Here is a 19343-nt window from a genome sequence, read left to right as displayed (position 1 = left end):
TTCTTCTGTTATTTTAGTCCATTCCTATTTACGGTGGATGTGATAACTTTGCAATGTACAAGTTTAATCAAAAAAGTAATATCGAAGATGAAATTGATTGTTGCATTTATCACACTTTGCTGCTGCTTGCAGGTTTTGGGACAAGATAAGTTCCCTGATGGTAAACTGATTCCTGACTGGTTCAGGAATAATGAGAGCGTGAATATAAATTCGCTCGGTAAGCAGTATAGGATAACAGATTATGGGGTAGTTAATGACAGTGCAAAACTACAAACCGAACAGATACAGAATGTGATTGACCGGGCGGCGAAGAATGGTGGGGGAGTCATTGTAATTCCTAAAGGGACTTTTCTAAGCGGTTCGCTTTTCTTTAAACCGAAGACGCATTTGTATCTTGAAGAAAATGCCGTATTGAAAGGAAGTGATGATGCGGGTGATTTCCGAATTCAGCTTACCCGCATGGAAGGACAAACGGTAAAGTATTATACAGCTTTGATTAATGCAGACGGCATTGACGGTTTTACTATCTCTGGAAAAGGTATGCTCAATGGCAATGGTTTCCGTTATTGGAAAGCGTTTTGGTTGCGTAGGGAGTGGAATCCGAACTGTACGAATATGGATGAGCAGCGTCCCCGTATCATTTATTTGTCTAACTGCAAGAATGTTCAGATAGAAGGAATCAGTATTGCCAATTCTCCGTTTTGGACTACTCATTACTATAAATGCAGTTACGTGAAACTATTGAATCTTCATATAACATCTCCCCGCAAGCCGATGGAGGCCCCGAGTACGGACGCTGTTGATCTGGATGTCTGTAACAATGTGTTGATAAAGAATTGTTATATGTCAGTGTGCGATGATGCGGTGGCATTAAAGGGAGGCAAAGGTCCTTGGGCGGACAAAGATGTCAATAATGGCGGCAACTATGATATTGTTATTGAAGATTGCCGATATGGTTATTGTCACAGTGCTTTGACCTGCGGGAGTGAGTCAATACATAACCGCAATGTAATATTCCGTCGCAGTACGATGGATCAGGCACGTATTCTTCTGCATTTAAAGATGCGTCCCGATACTCCGCAGAAATACGAATATATCTTGGTGGAAGATATAAAAGGAAATGCCGGAGATTTTATCTATGTGGCACCGTGGACTCAATTCTATAATTTAGGAGACCGGAAAGATATCCCTATCTCATATTCTAATAATATTACTATGCGTAATATCGATCTGGATTGTACTACTTTCTTCAATGTGAAAAAGTCTGACCAATATCGGTTGTCCGATTTTTGTTTTGAGGATCTGGATATCCGGGCGAAGAAAGGCCAGTTTGATAAGGATATTGTTGACCGTTTTGTAGTTAAGAATGTAAAGGTCAATTCGCAAGAGGTACGCTAACGGGGTGGATGGAAATTCAAAAGTAAAACGCTGATTAACGCAAATTATCGCAGAAATAATGTTATAAGTCGTTGATTAATAACTGAAATAATACGATAATTTGCGTTAATCCTGCGTTTTTTATCACCCTCCTTCTTGTTTATTTAAAATAAACTTTGATTGCTTCTCCGAAAGGATTAAAATCGAATATGAATTTATCGCCAATTTTATGAACTGCCAGTTTTTTCTTTCCTTGTCTGGCTGTCATCTTTCTGACACCTTCTTTTTGAATGACCATTGTAAGCGGTTCTGTGAAAATCTCTTTATCCAGATCCAGTTGCGGGGTTATGATGAGTCCTTTCTTTTGTTGGCGAATGTCCAGGCGCGTATGTTTCTGTTCTTCGGTATAAGCTGCCACTTCTCGGAAAGTACCTACCCAGATCTTATCTTCCATAGCTTTTACTTTGTCCCAATGATCCCATAAACGTTGTGGATTCGGGAAGGCATCGTAACCATACGTCAAACCATGTGTCATACCCACTCCCCAATCATTTGTGGCAATTAATGTCGCCACCCATTTTTCCAAGTCTCGTGGAGTGGATTTTCTTCCTATGGAACGTTGTTTGGTCCTTGTTCCTACCCGGTTCTGTACGGCAATTCGTTTGCCTTCTTCTTTTTTGTTATTATTGGGATAAAAGAAAGTACGGGGCATGACGCCGGTATTGGCTAATATGGCACTATCATTCTTTACTATATCTTCCCGGATTTCCTCTAAGGGAAAACGGGAGAAATTCTTATGTGCCCATCCGTGATTTGTGATTTCATGACCTTTGTCGGACATTTCTTTTAACTGTGTCCAGGTCACTCGTGTGGTATCTGTGATGTGTTTGTTGTCTTTGTTGACTTTGGCGCCATTCACACAGAAAGTTCCCCGAAATCCCCGTTTCTCCAGTTGGGGAGCAGCCAATGTATATTGTTCTGCTAATCCGTCATCAAAGGTATAACTGATGGCACAAGCTTTGTCTCCTTTATATCGGGCGACGTAAATGCTATCTGAACTGAAAGCATAGTTTGAAAAGAGTCCTAAAGTAAAAAGGTAAAAAAGAAATTTCTTCATGATATTTGAGTTTATTATATTAACTATGCAAAAGTAGGGAATATGATTTAGCATTTCTATGGATATATGTGCGGATTTCATGAAAAATAGTACATGAGGAAGTTGTAAGTGTATTATTTTATATGTATTCGGTAGAATTTATATAGGGATAGATGATTTTCCGGTTTATCTTTGTTGGGTGAATGATAATTATATGGATCATCCGTACAATTATTTAAGAATAATACTAAGAAAACAATCTAAGATGAAAAATTTTATTCTATTATCCTTTTTAGTACTGCAAGCAGTGTTAGTCTTTGCGCAAGAACAGCCGCGTGTATCGCAATTATTTAATTTTGACTGGAAGTTTCGGGCCGGTGATTTGAAAGAAGCTCAATTGGTAACTTATGATGATGATGATGATTGGCGTGTGCTGGATTTGCCTCATGATTTCCAGATAGAGCAAACGTGGGATGAGTCCGCCGGAGGGGCACGTGGCTTTAAAGCTATGGGGACAGGTTGGTATCGTAAACATTTTAAGGCAAATCCTGCATGGAAGGGTAAACGTGTCTTGCTTGACTTTGAAGGCATTATGCTTGTTGGAGATGTTTGGGTAAATGGCAGGAAGGTAGGGAGTACCGATTATGGTTATCTTGGTTTTGAAACGGATATTACTGATTTGCTTAAATATGATGAGGATAATGTAGTGGCTGTCTGGGCCTCAACGGGCAAAAAAGACGGATCGCGTTGGTATACGGGCGGTGGTTTGTTTCGGGATGTTCATTTGGTCATCAAGAATCCCATTGCCATTGCAAGACATGGCGTATTTGTCTCAACTCCTAAAATCACGGAGCAAAGGGCGGAAGTCAGTGTACAAGTAGAGTTGGAAGGAATTCGCAATAAAAGTCTGGATATTGAAATCAATGCCCGAATATTGGCTCCTGACGGAAAAACGGTTGCCGGTACGAGAGGGAAGGCTCCTCAAAAATCGAAATTACAAACAGTTGAGGTTTCTCTTCCGATAGTAACGGTAGACAGTCCCGGGTTATGGTCTTGTGAGACCCCTAATCTTTATACTGCTGAAGTTTCTTTGGTGCAGGATGGTAAAGTTATTGATTGTGTGACGGAGACATTCGGCATTCGTACGTTAGAGTTCTCTCCTGATTTCGGATTTAAACTGAACGGCAAAAAATTGTTCCTAAAAGGTATTTCCAACCATCATGATTTGGGAGCTGTAGGAGTTGCCGCTTTTGACAGAGCTATCGAGCGGCAGTTTCAGCTAATGAAGCGGTTCGGTTATAATCACATTCGTTCGTCTCACAACCCTTATTCCGAGTCGTTCTTGAAACTGGCTGATAAATATGGTATTTTGGTAGTGGATGAGCTGATTGATAAATGGAGCGACAATAGCTATTGGGGTGGTAGAGTGCCTTTCACACAACTATGGTATCAGATGATTCCCGAATGGATCAAACGCGACCGCAATCATCCGTCTGTTATATTATGGAGTTTGGGAAATGAATTGCAGATGCGGGAAGACTTAGCCGGATTTCCTACCGGTGATTGGGGTGTCACCACTTACCGTATCTTCGATGTGCTTGTCAAACGTTATGATAAGACTCGTAAAACGACTGTGGCTATGTTTCCGGCACGTGCCGGAGCTATCGGAAAGAATGAACCGGAATTTAACACCAAAGTATATCCTCCCGAGCTGGCAACTGTAACAGAAGTGTCAAGTTTCAATTATCGTTATCTGAACTATGCCCAATATCTGGAAAAGTGTCCGCACATGACCGTATATCAGAGCGAAGCTACAACGAATGAGCTTGCTGCTCCTTTCTTTGGCATGGATCATGATAAGATGGTGGGACTCGCCTATTGGGGAGCTATCGAGTATTGGGGGGAATCGAACGGATGGCCGAAGAAAGGCTGGAACTTTTCTTTCTTCAATCATTGTCTGGAACCTTATCCGCAAGCCTATCTGATAAAGAGTGCTTTCTGCGAAGAGCCTTTGGTGCATATCGGAGTGATGGATAATGGTAAGGAAGCCATTGAATGGAATGATATTATGGTGGGAAGTTTATCTTTGGCTTCTCATTGGAACTGGGCAACGGGCAGTATGCAGAACTTATATACATATACCAACGCTGATGAAGTGGAATTGCTGGTTAATGGCAAATCTATGGGGATACGTAAGAATGACCGGACGGATATCACCCGGCGCAATATCATTTATTGGGAAAACATACCATACGGTAAAGGAGGAAATATCATAGCAGTTGCCCGGAATAACGGAAAAGAGGTGGCACGTCATAGGTTGGAAACGACCGGTAAGGCGACTGCTTTGAAAATGGTGGTAGAGAATCCGGAGGATTGGAAAGCGGATGGGATGGACTTACAATATGTAAAGGTATATGCGGTGGATAATAAAGGAAGGGTAGTACCTGATACTAAAGACGAGGTTACTTTTAAGGTTTCGGGGGCTGCAAGGCTGATTGCTGTGGACAATGGGGATCATTTTACAGATGAGTTATTTACCGGAAATACGAAGAAGTTGCATAAAGGATTCATCATGGCGATCTTACGTTCGGACCGTTCCGGTGGCGAGGTAGTAATAACTGCATCCTCCAAAGGATTGAAGGATGCAGTAAAGAAGTTGGTTACAAAGTAGTTATCGGAATCAGTTTCACACCTCCATTGAGGCCTGAAGGAAGGACTTCCCAACTGTCGTATTTATTCTTTTTGTAGTTGAGTCCTACAAAGTTGATTTCTTTAAACTTGCGCCAGGGAACGTTTTGTCTGTCCAATTCTGCAATACGGTTAGCGGGAAGATTGGTCACCTCAATCTCAATCAGATTCTTGCCCGGTTGCAGATATTTGCCGACCTTTAACCGGAAAGGTGCGGCCCAGACAGTTCCCGCTTCTTTACCGTTAATGCGTATGCGAGCACTTTCCCGCAAATCTCCCAGATCGAGAATCCAATCATCAGCGTTCAGCGCAGGCAGAACTGTCTCAAGACTGTATAACCCTGTGCCCATATTGATTTTTGCGTTTGGATGGTTGATTTCCGTCCATGAAGTCGGGCTATCGATAGCGAAAGTTCCTTCGATAGCGGGGGTACTTTGTACAAAACGCAACGTCCAGTCATGGTCGAGGCTGAGGCTGACAGGTTGCTCTTGGATATATTTCCATGCTTGAGTCTCAACCGGATGATCGAATGTTTGAATAATCACACTTTCGCCGGACTGTAATTGCAGATATACTTGTAACTTTCCGTCCTTTATCCGGGTTTGCGCTTTTCCTTTTTCTCCGGTCATCGGATCAAACAGCATGGCTGTTGGTTCATTAACACTGAGAGTAATCCAATTATCTACTCCTTTGTCTTGCAAAGAAGAGATGAAATAATGGTGTCCGGTGCTGTGTTGGCGGCGGATATATTGCAGACCAAAGTTCGTCTTCATCTCTTCAGGCATTACCTTACATTTACCTAATGTCGCAGCATAATCCGTACCGGTTATGATATGTCCTTTTCCGAATGAACTGCTAATGCTTTGGTTAAAATCGCTGATGTCGGGAAGTTGTTTTTGAACTTTTGTGAAAGCATTTCTGCGACTTTCCAGATTACCGAATCCGGGAACATCTTTAGGATAATTCTCCATGAATACAATTGTTGCTCCTTGTTTTGCCAATGAGACTAGATGTGCCAATACTTTCTCCGGCATATATTTTACAGCGGGCACGATAATTGCTTTATAGTTACTGCCTCCTTCTGTACGGAGATTTCCTCCCTCGTAGCGGGTATTCTGGAGGTACTTGTCCGAAATATAGTCTACATCGTAACCATTGGAGGTTATCTGGTGGATGGTTTTTATAAACTTCGGAGCACGCTTGGCCATTTGGTGGATGTCGAATAAGAGAAGCCGTCCCGGTTGTTCTTCCCACATATCATATACCGGAAGATAAACAAGGAAGTCATTATCAGGCTTACCCATTTGCAGGAAACTCTGGCAACGGGTGATGTATTGGAAAAAAGCCGGGGCGTCACGCCAGATGCTATTGGTCGGTGACATATTGATAGTGGCGTAAAATAACCAGCCCGGCCATTCCGCCTCTTTGGGAGAATAGGGGGTGCCGTGAAAAAACATATGGTTCACTCCGGAGACAAACATCAGATCCATATCCGGTTTACATTGAGACAGTGAAGTCCGGAAATGTTCCGTCAACCAGGTAAACGTCTCACTGGATGTATATGGCTTTCCTGTGATATGGGCAGCGGAAGAGGCATATTTCAGCATTGAAATGTCCGAATCGTTCTTGCGGGTAAGTGAATCCTGGCGTAATCCTTTGATATGGAATTGGGAAAGTCCGAAACCTTCACATTCCGGAATATCTACGGAGGCATATACATCAATCAGATTGGCGGGTGAACCATGCCCTTGATTACGCGTGATACTTCCATGCTTATGTGCCCATGCAGTCCATTGCCGGGTAAAGTTCTCAATCAGTAAGTCGGAGATCGTCTCCCGGTAATCCGTTATGATGCGTGTCGTTATTTCCGGTCGTTTTTCATCCAGAAACTCGGGGAAGTAATTTTCTAATTTGTATCCTCTTCGGCGGGCGAACTCTTCCAATAGGGCAGGTGTCCAATCGGCTTGGTACACTTCATACGAATCATTGAAGAATGTTTTGGGGTAAGTGACCTTATCTCTTTGAAAAGCCCTGTCGAATTTGTCAAGATAACGTTTAACGCTTCCCTTATCCAAGTGGTTCATTACATAACCTTCTCCTCCGGGAGCGGCACGCTTTACTTTTTGCTGTGTCTTTCCTATATATAATGCAATAATTCGCCATTCTCCTTTGGGAGCTTTCCATGTGAGCCGGTAATCTTTTACTTTTGAGGTAATATCCAGTTTCTGTCCCTGTGCATTGTAGGCCATAACTTTATTCAACTTTGCAACCTTTGCTTGTTTAGGGTCTTTTACCTCCAGATTGAGAATGTTTTCTTCCCCTCCTTCTATCTTGTATTCCTGAAATATGGCTTTGGTGGCAGCGTCCTCCAACGTAACTTCCGGTCCTCCGAAAGGCCAGCCGGTTCCGGTATTCATATCAATCTGCATACCGTTTCTATTTGCTTCTGCCTGGGTATGCTTTAACATAGCCGTCCATTCGGGTGACAGGAATTTCAGTTCTTTGTCGTCCATTCCTTGTACCCCGTAGATTGGAGTCACTTCCAATGTTCCCAACCCGGCTTTAGCATATTCATCGATGTTGTAAGTCAGATTGGGAATATCGACTGTGTTTCCCATCCACCACCATCTGCTGCCGGGACGCGCTTCTGTTTGGACTGTCGGCCAATCTTGTGCCGCTAAGGTTCCGCTGACAAGCAGGAGACCTATCAATAGTGTATTTTTCTTCATGTTTTTATATATGTATCATTAGCTTTGTGAGGCTGTTTCTTTTCACGTTGCTAAATTACGGCATTCTTTCCTTAAAAAAATGCATATTTGTACTAATACATAGAATTATGTACAAATGTACATTGTTTCGTACGATTAATCCATCTACTTTTGCGGCATGAAGTTTAATTAATCATTTTGAATACACATGAAAAATAATTTAGTACTCTTATTCTTTCTTGCGTTGACGGTTTCTGTCAGTGCCCAATCTTTGCCCGACCGAAAGGAAACGCTGGAAGTCATGAAAAAAGTGAACGGTTACTTTATGAAAAAGTATGCCGATTACACGATTCCCAGTTTTTACGGCCGTGTACGTCCGAGCAATATCTGGACACGAGGTGTTTATTATGAAGGACTGATGTCGCTCCATTCTATCTATCCGCGCGAGGATTATTATGAATATGCTTATGATTGGGCAGCTTTCCATAAATGGGGAATGCGTAATGGCAACACTACCCGCAATGCCGATGACCATTGCTGCGGACAAACCTATATCGATTTATATAATATCTGTCCCCAACCGGAGATGATTAAGAATATCAAACTATCCATTGATATGGTGGTAAATACTCCGCAAGTCAATGACTGGTGGTGGATTGACGCCGTACAGATGGCAATGCCTATTTTTGCCAAATTCGGAAAAATGACCGGAGAGCAGAAATATTATGATAAGATGTGGGATATGTATTACTATACACGCAGCCAGCATGACGAAACAGGTATGTTCAATCAGAAGGATGGCTTGTGGTGGCGCGATCAGGATTTTAACCCTCCTTATAAGGAACCGAACGGTGAAGACTGCTATTGGAGTCGTGGCAACGGATGGGTATATGCCGCTTTGGTACGTGTGCTGAACGAAATCCCGTCAGACGAGCTGCATCGTCAGGATTATATAAATGATTTCCTTACCATGAGTAAGGCATTGAAGAAATGCCAGCGTGAAGATGGTTTCTGGAATGTCAGCCTGCATGATCCTACCAACTTCGGTGGAAAAGAAACTTCCGGAACAGCTCTTTTTGTATATGGAATGGCTTGGGGAGTGCGTAATGGCTTGTTGGACCGTAGTGAATATCTGCCCATTCTTTTGAAAGCATGGAATGCTATGGTAAAAGACGCTGTTCATCCGAACGGATTCTTGGGTTATGTTCAAGGGACGGGTAAAGAGCCGAAAGACGGACAACCGGTGACTTATAAGAGTGTGCCTGATTTTGAAGATTACGGTGTAGGTTGTTTCCTGCTTGCCGGAACGGAAGTGTATAAACTGAAATAAGCATTCTTTAAGTAATAAAGAAACCAACTGTATTTTATTGAAACGGTTGAAAACAATTCATCGGAAAAGATGCATTGGCTTTCAACCGTTTTTGTATATATGTAGAAGAACCAGGCTTTTGGGGGACAGGAAAAGCCGTGAATGGATAATCCTCCCTGTATTAACGTATAATTTTCCATTATCCGATTACTTGATTCCCGCTATCTTTGCGATAATTGAGAGAACGCGATGAAATGTTCAACTTTAAATAATTCAGATATAATGAAAAAGATTGCATTATTGCTAAATGTTTTACTGGTTGCAACGATATGTGTTGCCCAAAAGCAGACCTATAAGTTCGATTTTAGTTCGGATAAGAAAGTAAAGGAGGGGTATTTGAAGGTTACGCCTCAGACTTTGTTTAACAATGAACAAGGCTATGGGTATGATTTGCAACCCGCATGGGATGGCAAAAGTAACAAACCTTTCTTCTTTTCGGTGAATGTTCCTGATGGAAATTATAAAGTGACAGTGGTCATAGGCAGTAAGAATGAACCCTCCAGCACTACGGTACGTGGTGAGTCGCGCCGTTTGTTTATAGAGAACCTGTCTACCAAGAAAGGGGAATTGAAAACAGAGACGTTTACAATTAATAAGCGTAATATTAAAATATCCGGGAAAGAGAGAGTACGTATCAAATCCCGTGAGAAGAATAAACTTAATTGGGATGATAAACTGACACTGGAATTTAACGGAGAATCTCCCCGTTTGAACTCTTTAATAATAGAACCTGTGGAGAACGTTCCGACCGTTTATCTTTGTGGCAATTCAACGGTTGTAGACTACGACAATGAACCTTGGGGAGCTTGGGGACAAATGATTCCCCGTTTCTTCACGGATAAAGTGTGTATAGCCAATCATGCCGAATCCGGTTTGTCCGCTAATACTTTTATCAGTGGCAACCGTTTGAAAAAAATCATGTCCCAGATTAAAAAAGGAGATTATCTTCTCGTTGAATTCGGTCATAATGATCAAAAGCAGAAGCAACCGGGAACAGGGGCTTACTTTTCTTTTGTCTATAATCTGAAAATATTTATTGATGAGGCCCGTGCTAAGGGAGCCAATCCGGTGCTGGTCACTCCTACTTGTCGCCGTCGTTTTGACAAAGAAGGAAAATCTGTAAATACACATGGGGAATATCCGGACGCTATTCGTTGGGTAGCACAAAAGGAGAATGTTCCTTTGATAGAGCTTAATGGGATGACAACCATGCTTTGTGATGCTTTAGGAGTTGACGGCTCCATGAAATTATATGTTCACTATCCGGCAGGAACTTTTCCCGGACAAACGAGAGAGTTCAAGGATAATTCTCATTTCAGCACGTATGGCGCTTATGAGACTGCGAAGTGTGTGGTGGAAGGAATGAAAAAGGCAAAATTGGATATTGTCAATTATTTGAGAGCAGATTATAAAGGATTCAACCCTGCCCAACCGGATAAATTTGAAACCTTCAAATGGAATTTATGTCCATTTACGGAGATAGAAAAACCGGACGGCAATTAAAGGGGAAGCAATGGATGATTACCAAGTCATTTGCGTACAATCGTCCATTGTGCACTTCGATAAGTAGGCTTACATTTGCAAAAAACAATCGGAAAATAATAACTTAAAAATGAAGACATCAATGAAAAACATGTATCTGGCTGTCGCTATGGCAGTATCATTGGCTTTTACAGCTTGTAGTGATGATGAATCGGGAAAAGCGGACCGTGCTTATAATCCAATCGAGATTTTGGGAACTATCAATGATGCGACTGATGTTCAGAATACCCGTGCTGTCGGCTCAAACTGGGGAGCTGACGACCGTATCGGAGTCACTGTGGACGGACCGACGAGTGGTAATGCAGTCGATACTTATATCAATATTCAGTATCGTAAAGACAATGGCAATGCATTCCGTGTTGTGAACGAAGGTTCTGTGGATAACAATATCCGTTTGAAGGGTGATGGCGCATACACATTGGCGGCGTATTATCCTTATCAGGGAGAGAACGGTGCTTTGCCGGGAGAAGAAGGAGTGATAACAAAGAAAATAAGCGGAGCGGAACAGTCTGTCGATAAACAACCTCAGATTGACTTCCTTTTCGCAGAGGCTACCGAAGTATATGCGGATTCTCCCGTAACATTTAATTTTACACATCGGATGGCTAAAATCATTCTTCGTTTCGCAGCAAAGAATGGTGCTACATTGAATGATATGACTGTACATCTGAAAAGTCTGCAACTGGAAGGTACATTTGATGTGAATACCGGAGAGGCGGTTGCTAAAGAAGGAGCTACTCCTGATTCTGAGTTGACAGTGGATGTAGCCAAACCGTCGGAAGGGGAAATGAATGTTTCCATCATCCTGTTCCCGCAAGAAATGACTGAAAGTGTGTTGTTGGAAGTCAGAATGAATAATGAGACTTATACTGAATATGTTCCTGCACAAAATCTGTTGGCCGGTCATGCATATCCTTACAATGTGACATTTGAAAATCCCGCCATGACTATTAAGACTGCTGAAATTGCCGATTGGGTTGAGGAAGATGAAAAGGATGTGACAGCGTCAGTGACAGAGTGAATAAAGCATGATAAGGATTCAAAAAAAGAACGGTATGAAAAGAAATAAATTAGCCCTTTCTTGCTTATTGATGGTAACAGGTTTCTTCGGAGCGTGTACCGATATGGCAGAAGATGACTTTCAGAATAATAAGTATCCGGTAGAATTGATGGCGGAAAAGGCGGATATGACCTTTACCCGTGCTATTGGAGAAAAGACCTCTTGGAATGGTGGAGAGGAAATATCTCTTTATGATGGCGTTACGCAGAAATTATATGAGGTTTCGGCTTCCAAGGAAATGACAGCCAAGAATAACGATCCTCTTTATTGGTACACAACTACGGAGGAAGAGACTTTATTTGCCTGGTATCCGGCTTCGGAGACATTGCTGACCGGATGGACTGTACCGGAAGATCAGACTACTGAAGAGGCGTACAATCAGGCGGATTTCCTTTATGCGTATGAAAAGATGAAATTCCGTAGCGATCGGAAACTTACTTTCCGTCATGGAACGGTTAAGTTGATTATTAATGTAAAAGGAGATGACGATACGGTATCAGAGACAGATTTGGAAGGTGCGGTATTTACTGTAAGAACTGTGACAAAAGCAACTGTTTCCGAAGGGAAGATCAGCCCTGCAGAGGGTGTGGAGACTTCCGTGATGCATCCGTTTGTATCGGAGGTTAGAAAAGATTATGTCGCTTCTTATCAGATGTTGACGGTTCCTCAGGATATGTCAGGTAAATTGTTTTTTCAGGTAGAGTTGAAAGATGGGAGAAAGTTTGCCCATACACCGGGCAATGGTGAAGGAATTTTGGAAAGCGGACACCAGTATACATATAATGTAGGAGTAGGAAAACCGGGACTCGTGGTGGAAGTAGAGAAGAATTCAGCGTCATGGGATGGTGATGATGAATCAGTGGAAGGAACTGATGATGCAGAGTAATATTCAAAACTAAGAATCGGATATGAAACAATATAAATTTATACAAAAGCTGTTGTTGGCAGTGTTGGCATTGGGTTGTGCAAGCTGCTCACAGGATGAAGAAACACAAGTAAATCAGCAAAATCTGGTTGTATTGAATGTGGCTGATACAGGGTTGGTAAGTAGTGAATCGCAGACGCGCACGGTTGACGACGGATTTGTGACTACCTTCACGCAGGGTGATCAATTAGGACTGTTCGCAGTGAAGGATGGTGTGATTATGGATGAAATAAATAATATGCTGCTCACTTACAATGGTTCTAGTTGGTCGGGTAAGCCGATATTATATGATGAAAGCTTGGAAGGCGTAGTATTTTATGCGTATTATCCTTATCAAGCAGATATGACGGGTAAAACTGATTTGCAGGGAGAGGATTTCTTTGCTCCTCTTGTAGATAGTTGGAATTTGACTAATGCACAAAGTGACCAGAAAGAGTACGCAAAACAGGATTTAATGACTTCGGGTAAGACGGAGCTAATTGGTGAAAATGGAAATTATTCATTGAGTTTTCAATTATCGCATCGTATGAGTCTGGTTGTGGTGAAGTTGCCTTCTACACATTATCTATTTACGGATGCAGAGGGAACGGTACTTCCGGAAGAAACTCCTTATATTGCGAAACCGAATCCGGCGAGTATTTCGTTTGAGATAGGAGAGGAGAAAATATTGCCTTATTATGATGCAGCTAAGGATGAGTATCGCTTGTTGAGAAAACCGTCGTCTGCAGAAACGATTACAGGGTATTATAATGGAAAGAAATGTTCACTAGTGACAGAAGGTAAAATGGAACAAGGCAAATATAAACGCTTCGTTGTTGATGGTGGTCATCAGGAAAAGAAACATCATTTGCAGGTGGGTGATTTTTATTATGCAGATGGTAACATTGTCTCTGTGACAGATGAAAATCCTCCGGTCAAAGGATGTATTGGTGTGGTTTATTATGTGGGAAAAACTTTTCCTTCTGAATTATATGAGGGTGAATATGGAGATGTGACTAAAGATGCATTGAAACGTGACTATCCTGCATGTAATCATGCTTTTGTTGTTGCTTTGACTGATGGAGAAGATGAACGTATTTATTGGGAGACGGAAAAGAAAAGTATAGAGTTTGGTAAATGGTTTGAAACATTATCTTTGCAGAGTTCTTTTTTCAATGTGCAAATAGCAGATTATGGAATTTCAAGTAAGTTTGAAAAAATGCTTGGATATAATAACATAAAGGTAATAGAAACTATAGTAAAACAAGCACCTGGATCTGAATATATTAATATTGGAAGTTTACAGGGATATCGTGATAATTGTTTACTACCTGAAATGACGACAAACTGGTTTATTCCTTCTATTCAGGAATTGGCTATACTTTATAAAAATAAGGATATAGTGAATCAGAAGCTAGAAATAATGCAGCAAAAGGAAATGGATTTTGTACTTAATGATAAACAACTAGGTTATTGGTCAAGTACTGAATTTAACAACCAAATGATGTATGCATACAATAGTAAAGTAACAGAAAAAAGTATCAAGGAAGCTAGAGCCTATAAGTCTACTAGAACGGCATATCTTCGTTTTACTTTTGCTTTTTGAATGAATTAATATAAGAAAATGATGAAAAAAGTATTTGTATCAATAGCTTTAGCTGCTGTAGCATTAGGCAGTCAGGCTCAAATCGTTAAGAATGACCTATTGAAAGGTTATAAAGAAGGTGATGTTTTGGAGAAAACAGTTTATAATGATAAAAGAGCGCCTATCAACGTAGATACTTGGTGTGGTGGTTTTACTTCTAAACCGGTTGAAGGATCGGTAAGCCCTACGATAGGAAAGGCGTTGACTTATGAGGGATATAGTGAAGCGGGGCCATCTATCACTTTGGGTTTTCCGCAAGGTGTGAAAGGCTCTCGTGTCAGCGTATATTCATTGGTTGAATCCGGAAAAGTATATTCTAAAGGTACATATTATATTGCCTGTCTGGCGAATTTCTCTAAAGTCGGAACAAACTTGGCCGACTTCTTGGCTGCCAGTGCCAGTTATGTAGGTGGTGGAAATCGTGGTCAGGTATATGTGAGACGCGAAGGAAATGATAAAATCAAATTTGCAGTAGGATTGTTGAAAGAACGTGCTGAAGCTCCGATGGCTTATGATTATAATAAAACTCATTTATTGGTCTTGAAGGTAGACTATACGAAGAATGAAGTTTCATTATTTGTAGATCCGGAATTGGGACAGAGCGAGCCAAAAGCAGATATAGTAGTTACTGGTGAAGAAGGTGCTTTGAAAGCAGGTCTGAAGTCTGTCGCACTCAGAAACCGTAATGGGTTTAAAGGAAATATCGGTAATTTCCGCTTTGCCAAAGACTGGGCTGGTGCCATAGGAAAATAAAAGAAGATTCATTTCTTATAAGAATGGGGAAAGCTGTATGTAAGGACAGTTTTCCCCATTCTTATTTCTTCAGTGCAACAAAATTGTCTTTATTTTAAGTTTTATACGGGGAAAAACAAAAATGTCACATCGCTTATAATCAGATACTTAATGATGAAAATGCCCCTAAATTAAAGTAAGTTTACAGAAAACATAAGGTCGTTTTCGCTCTTTTTGGAAATAAAATTGCACTTTCTGGATAACAGTCTGTTCATCAGCCTGTTACTTCTATATTATTCTGCTTGTTTACGATTAGTCTGTTGCTGTTGGGCAACCGTGATGATGCACAAGTCTGACTTAATGGTTACACTTGTGTATTATTGAGGTTGCTCAAGTGTAATATCTTAATTCTATTAGGAGACTTTATTAGTATTACGGTATGCAATGATTAGTTTGTGCGGGAGAAGTGCTTACCTCGTCTATATGTTTCCGATAAAGCATACGGTCTTTACGTTCCAAAGCTAAGGGGAATTGATACAAGTAAACCTTATATAATAAAGAAAAATATAATAATAAAGAAAAGTCCTCCGATCCGTAGAACCAGACCGGAGGACTTTTCTTATCAACCTTTTAATAAATGAATGCCGGTATTGTATCGTCTAATTATATCCTTTATTTTGTTCATATAGCCCTTCTTTTACCTTCATTTGCGAGTCGGGTATCGGATAGATATATGAGTCTTTTGTAACCAATTTATATAGTTCGTATGTTTCCGGTTTGCTAATCACGCCGTTCTCGTCCGAGCCATTAAACTTAAACATTTCCTGCAATACCTCTACATAACGGTTTTGGCGTACGAGGTCATGCCAGCGGATGCCTTCGGAAGCCAGTTCAAGACGGCGTTGCCAGTCTACAATTTCGGCAAATTCTTCGGGAGTAACATGATCGGGTACGGTTGGGACACCGGCACGTTCGCAAATATCATCGACCAATGATTTTGCTTTATCGGTAGGTCCTACAATTTCGGCATACATCAACATTACATCTTCAAGACGGATTATCGGATAATTGATAGGGAAATAGGTACGGTCTGCAATCTGTGCATCAATATCTTCGTAACCTAGCATCTTGCGTTTCATCTTATGTTCAAAGAACTTCTGGAAGAAAGGACCGCCCGTATAAGGCACACCGTCGTCATCCACGAAATCATCCGTGTAAATCGTGCTCGGACAACGTATATCCAAAGACACCCCTTCCGTATCCATTAATTTGAAACGTCCTGCCAGTCTGGCTTCACACCATATTCTATTACCGGACATTTCCAGTTTTGTATACGAATCATTCACTTGCGGAACCGAGTTGAACACCATCGGATTACCATAGTTTTTGGAAGCTATGTATTGAATTTCAAAAATATGGTATTTGTTATCATTGTCGCTGATCCACACTTTCTGCCATTCGTCACCCGTTTGTGCCCAATATTTATTATTGGCGCGGGCATAGTCTATCACCTCACTGAATAGCTGTTCCGCCAATGCTTTCTTGGATTCGTCTTGCACGGGATATCCTGCCATTGTCAGATAAACACGTCCCAGCAACGATTTGGCAGCGGCTAAGGTGGCGCGTCCGGCAGAAGCATTGTTTCCCTGATAATTCAAGGGAGTGTCTACCAGCTTTCTCACTGCATCTTCCAGATCGGGGACAATTGCGGTCTCGTAAACATCGACTTGTTTTGACTGTTTGATGGTCATTGCTTCATTCACCGATACAGGTTCCAATACGATGGGGATATGTCCGAAGTAACGAACCAGGTCGAAGTAAGCCAATGCCCGGAGGAATTTGGCTTCACCGATAAACTGATTCTTTATCTTTTCGTCGGAGAAAGTAACACCGTCCGTTTTGCTGAGGAACATATTGGCACGCGCTACGATTTCATACAAATCATTCCATGCGAAAGAATTGCCGTCATAATAACTTAATCCGTTGAGAGTTCCCAGCCAGATAAATCCTTTACTGTCCTGCATCATATAGCGGGTCGAATTATTTGCTAATCCATCTCCGGTAGTCAGCTTATTGGAGCGAATTTCCACGGAGGCCGACAGTGGATAGAGATAAAGCAATAAAAGCGATAATATAAGGAATGTATTCTTCTTCATAGTGGATTTATATGTGTTATATGCAGGCAAAGATAGTTATTTCTTTGGATTTTAAACAAATCTGCCCTTCGTATAGTAAAATACCAAGGGCAAGAGATGTGTATTTGTGGTTGGCGCTGATACTTTTAGTATAACACTTACTTGAATTGATATCCTCTGAAAGTACCTTTCATCTTTATAAGGTCCGGTCCGAAATAGAATCCCGGTTGTGTTGGCTGGTTATAGCCTACATTTTGGGTAGCGATACTGATTCTGTATATCGGTTCTTCAAGGAAGGTGTGGAATCTGTATTCGGTCGGGATAGTCGAAACGTAGAGCCGGAGAGAAGCGTTGTCCTCGGAGTGTACGAGTACTTCTTCCCGCCAGTCGCCTATAATGTCACCTTGCAGACAAGGATTCGATTTCGTTCCATTGTTGAAAAGAGTTCCTGTGAATTTGACAAGCGGAGCAAACTTTTTATTTTCCCAGTCGTATTTAATAATCATGTTTCTATCCAATAGTTCGCGTAATAGGTCTCCATCCCACCAGACAGCCATATTGGTCGGCATATTTCTCATTTTAGGGGCTATGATTTCTCCTTTTACGTTTCGAATTCCTTGTGAATCTCCTGACCACATTTCCACACCCGGATGAGTCGGGTCAATGTCGGTGCCCATACAACGTCCTACATCGGTATTGCTTTTTAGCTGAAACAACACTTCTCCGGTGGCGGCATCTCTGTACGTACTTCCGTCACGTTTGTTTTCGTGGCAGTCCCATACTTGCAGACCTTTACGGGAAGGGTCGAAATGTGTCAGGTGGATGGCGTCTCCATGTCCCATTCGGGTAGAATAAAGTCCTTTGCCGTTGTGGTCGATAGCACAGGAACCGTAAATGATTTCGTCGCATCCGTCACCATCCACATCGCCTACACGCAGATTGTGGTTTCCTTGTCCGGCGTACTGCTCACATCCGGGATGGTTGCTGTCGAATACCCAACGGTTCTTCAGTTCTTTTCCGTTCCAGTCGAAGGCAGCCAGAACAGTACGCGTGTAGTAGCCTCGGCACATGACAACACTTGGGTGTACTCCGTCAAGATAGGCTACACAAGCCAGGAAGCGGTCGCTTCGGTTACCTTTTGCGTCTCCCCAGTCGGCAACGTTGCCGCGGGCAGGGATGTAGTCGATGGTATGTAAGGCTTCACCGGTGTCTCCTGAAAAAACAGTCAGGTATTCTTTGCCTTTCAGAATACGTCCTTGCTTCATCATTTGATTCCTGCTTTGGTCAAAGGTACCGGCTTCGCGATAGTCTGCATCGGCATTTCCAATTACTTTTCCTTTTCCGTCCACTGTTCCGTCGGCAGTCCGCATCACTACTTCCGCTTTGCCGTCGCCATCCAGATCGTACACCATGAATTGAGTATAATGAGCTCCTGCACGTATGTTTTTACCCAAGTTGATACGCCATAGTTGTTCTCCGTTCATTCGGTAACAATCGATGTATACTTCGCCTGTATAGCCTTCATGTGAATTGTCGTGTGAATTGCTGGGGTCCCATTTGAGGATAATTTCGTATTCGCCGTCACCGTCTACGTCACCGATGGAAGCATCATTGGGACTGTACGTGTAGGTATCACCTGCCGGAGTTATTCCGTCTGCCGGTTTTTGCAGGGGAATTTCCAGATAGCCGAGAGGCGCGTTTTCCGGGAATGTGTATGTACCGTCAATGTGATGCGTCTCCTTTCCTTTTAGAACAGGACGCACTTCGTAAACAGCCGTTTCCTGACTGTTATTCTTATCACGGAACAGGGTGCTGACAGTGATGGGAGTGTCTGTCAATTTCTTCCCGTCTCTGTATACGTTGAAACCGGTTTGTATCGGATCGGAAGAAAGATACCTCCACGAAACGATTACTTCTGAAGGGTTTTCGCGAATGGCAACTACGCCGCGGTTTAGTTTCTCCCGTTGTAACTTTGAATAGTTATAACCAGGTTGTGCTGTCATTGTTACAACAGGCAGTAACATGAATATGCACAATAGATAAATTGCAATTCTTCTCATATTTGTTTTATCGGTTTGTACCTTATT

At 41.9% G+C, this 19343-nt stretch carries 12 protein-coding genes; 8 read left to right on the top strand and 4 right to left on the bottom strand.

Annotated features, from left to right (window positions below):
- Nucleotides 1–87: 87 nt before the first annotated feature.
- The gene (locus BACFIN_RS13560) at nt 88–1398 is read left to right on the top strand and encodes a rhamnogalacturonidase (RefSeq protein WP_032839433.1); all 1311 of its coding nucleotides are present in this window, start codon (nt 88–90) and stop codon (nt 1396–1398) included.
- A gap of 139 nt (nt 1399–1537) precedes the next feature.
- On the opposite strand, the gene BACFIN_RS13565 is transcribed toward BACFIN_RS13560, so the two are convergent.
- The gene (locus tag BACFIN_RS13565; RefSeq protein ID WP_032839397.1) at nt 1538–2494 is read right to left on the bottom strand and encodes a polysaccharide deacetylase family protein; all 957 of its coding nucleotides are present in this window, start codon (nt 2492–2494) and stop codon (nt 1538–1540) included.
- A 244-nt stretch (nt 2495–2738) separates the two neighbouring features.
- Between BACFIN_RS13565 and BACFIN_RS13570 the strand changes: the two genes are divergently transcribed.
- Nucleotides 2739–5144 (top strand): glycoside hydrolase family 2 TIM barrel-domain containing protein, encoded by a 2406-nt coding sequence (locus BACFIN_RS13570; RefSeq protein WP_032839396.1) that lies wholly within the window; start codon nt 2739–2741, stop codon nt 5142–5144.
- Here BACFIN_RS13570 and BACFIN_RS13575 read toward each other — a convergent pair.
- Nucleotides 5134–7890, bottom strand: coding sequence for an alpha-L-rhamnosidase (locus tag BACFIN_RS13575; protein ID WP_007751064.1), 2757 nt, complete (start codon nt 7888–7890; stop codon nt 5134–5136). The two genes, BACFIN_RS13570 and BACFIN_RS13575, sit on opposite strands and share 11 nt — an antisense overlap.
- A 187-nt stretch (nt 7891–8077) precedes the next feature.
- Here BACFIN_RS13575 and BACFIN_RS13580 point away from each other — a divergent pair, with 187 nt between their 5' ends.
- The 6 genes from BACFIN_RS13580 to BACFIN_RS13605 all read left to right on the top strand — a co-directional run bounded on the left by BACFIN_RS13580 (nt 8078) and on the right by BACFIN_RS13605 (nt 15142).
- The gene (locus BACFIN_RS13580) at nt 8078–9199 is read left to right on the top strand and encodes a glycoside hydrolase family 88/105 protein (protein WP_007751061.1); all 1122 of its coding nucleotides are present in this window, start codon (nt 8078–8080) and stop codon (nt 9197–9199) included.
- A 261-nt stretch (nt 9200–9460) separates the two neighbouring features.
- Nucleotides 9461–10741 carry a rhamnogalacturonan acetylesterase gene (locus tag BACFIN_RS13585; protein WP_007751059.1) on the top strand — a complete coding sequence of 427 codons (1281 nt, stop codon included), beginning with the start codon at nt 9461–9463 and terminating at the stop codon, nt 10739–10741.
- 121 nt (nt 10742–10862) lie between these two features.
- Nucleotides 10863–11801: a fimbrillin family protein gene (locus tag BACFIN_RS13590; protein WP_032839432.1), complete on the top strand. Its 939-nt coding sequence runs from the start codon at nt 10863–10865 to the stop codon at nt 11799–11801.
- 34 nt (nt 11802–11835) lie between these two features.
- Entirely contained in the window at nt 11836–12726 is an 891-nt protein-coding gene (locus BACFIN_RS13595) for a fimbrillin family protein (RefSeq protein ID WP_022276129.1), read from the top strand.
- Between the two features lie 22 nt (nt 12727–12748).
- Entirely contained in the window at nt 12749–14350 is a 1602-nt protein-coding gene (locus tag BACFIN_RS13600) for a fimbrillin family protein (protein ID WP_007751051.1), read from the top strand.
- A gap of 21 nt (nt 14351–14371) precedes the next feature.
- Nucleotides 14372–15142, top strand: coding sequence for a hypothetical protein (locus BACFIN_RS13605; RefSeq protein WP_022276127.1), 771 nt, complete (start codon nt 14372–14374; stop codon nt 15140–15142).
- A gap of 638 nt (nt 15143–15780) precedes the next feature.
- On the opposite strand, the gene BACFIN_RS13610 is transcribed toward BACFIN_RS13605, so the two are convergent.
- Both BACFIN_RS13610 and BACFIN_RS13615 read right to left on the bottom strand, forming a co-directional pair.
- Complete coding sequence (locus BACFIN_RS13610; protein ID WP_007751032.1) at nt 15781–17277, bottom strand: RagB/SusD family nutrient uptake outer membrane protein; 1497 nt, start codon at nt 17275–17277, stop codon at nt 15781–15783.
- A gap of 137 nt (nt 17278–17414) precedes the next feature.
- Nucleotides 17415–19316, bottom strand: a complete 1902-nt coding sequence (locus tag BACFIN_RS13615) for a rhamnogalacturonan lyase (protein ID WP_032839429.1) — start codon at nt 19314–19316, stop codon at nt 17415–17417.
- Between the last annotated feature and the right edge of the window lie 27 nt (nt 19317–19343).

The organism is Bacteroides finegoldii DSM 17565 (assembly GCF_000156195.1).
Taxonomy (GTDB): domain Bacteria; phylum Bacteroidota; class Bacteroidia; order Bacteroidales; family Bacteroidaceae; genus Bacteroides; species Bacteroides finegoldii.
This window is presented reverse-complemented; position numbering and strand designations above follow the sequence as displayed.

Coding starts and splice junctions, on each gene's coding strand:
- BACFIN_RS13610 (WP_007751032.1), bottom strand. CDS start 17,277: ATGAAGAAGAATACATTCCTTATATTATCGCTTTTATTGCTTTATCTC.
- BACFIN_RS13605 (WP_022276127.1), top strand. CDS start 14,372: ATGAAAAAAGTATTTGTATCAATAGCTTTAGCTGCTGTAGCATTAGGC.
- BACFIN_RS13560 (WP_032839433.1), top strand. CDS start 88: ATGAAATTGATTGTTGCATTTATCACACTTTGCTGCTGCTTGCAGGTT.
- BACFIN_RS13590 (WP_032839432.1), top strand. CDS start 10,863: ATGAAAAACATGTATCTGGCTGTCGCTATGGCAGTATCATTGGCTTTT.
- BACFIN_RS13565 (WP_032839397.1), bottom strand. CDS start 2,494: ATGAAGAAATTTCTTTTTTACCTTTTTACTTTAGGACTCTTTTCAAAC.
- BACFIN_RS13595 (WP_022276129.1), top strand. CDS start 11,836: ATGAAAAGAAATAAATTAGCCCTTTCTTGCTTATTGATGGTAACAGGT.
- BACFIN_RS13615 (WP_032839429.1), bottom strand. CDS start 19,316: ATGAGAAGAATTGCAATTTATCTATTGTGCATATTCATGTTACTGCCT.
- BACFIN_RS13600 (WP_007751051.1), top strand. CDS start 12,749: ATGAAACAATATAAATTTATACAAAAGCTGTTGTTGGCAGTGTTGGCA.
- BACFIN_RS13570 (WP_032839396.1), top strand. CDS start 2,739: ATGAAAAATTTTATTCTATTATCCTTTTTAGTACTGCAAGCAGTGTTA.
- BACFIN_RS13575 (WP_007751064.1), bottom strand. CDS start 7,890: ATGAAGAAAAATACACTATTGATAGGTCTCCTGCTTGTCAGCGGAACC.
- BACFIN_RS13585 (WP_007751059.1), top strand. CDS start 9,461: ATGAAAAAGATTGCATTATTGCTAAATGTTTTACTGGTTGCAACGATA.
- BACFIN_RS13580 (WP_007751061.1), top strand. CDS start 8,078: ATGAAAAATAATTTAGTACTCTTATTCTTTCTTGCGTTGACGGTTTCT.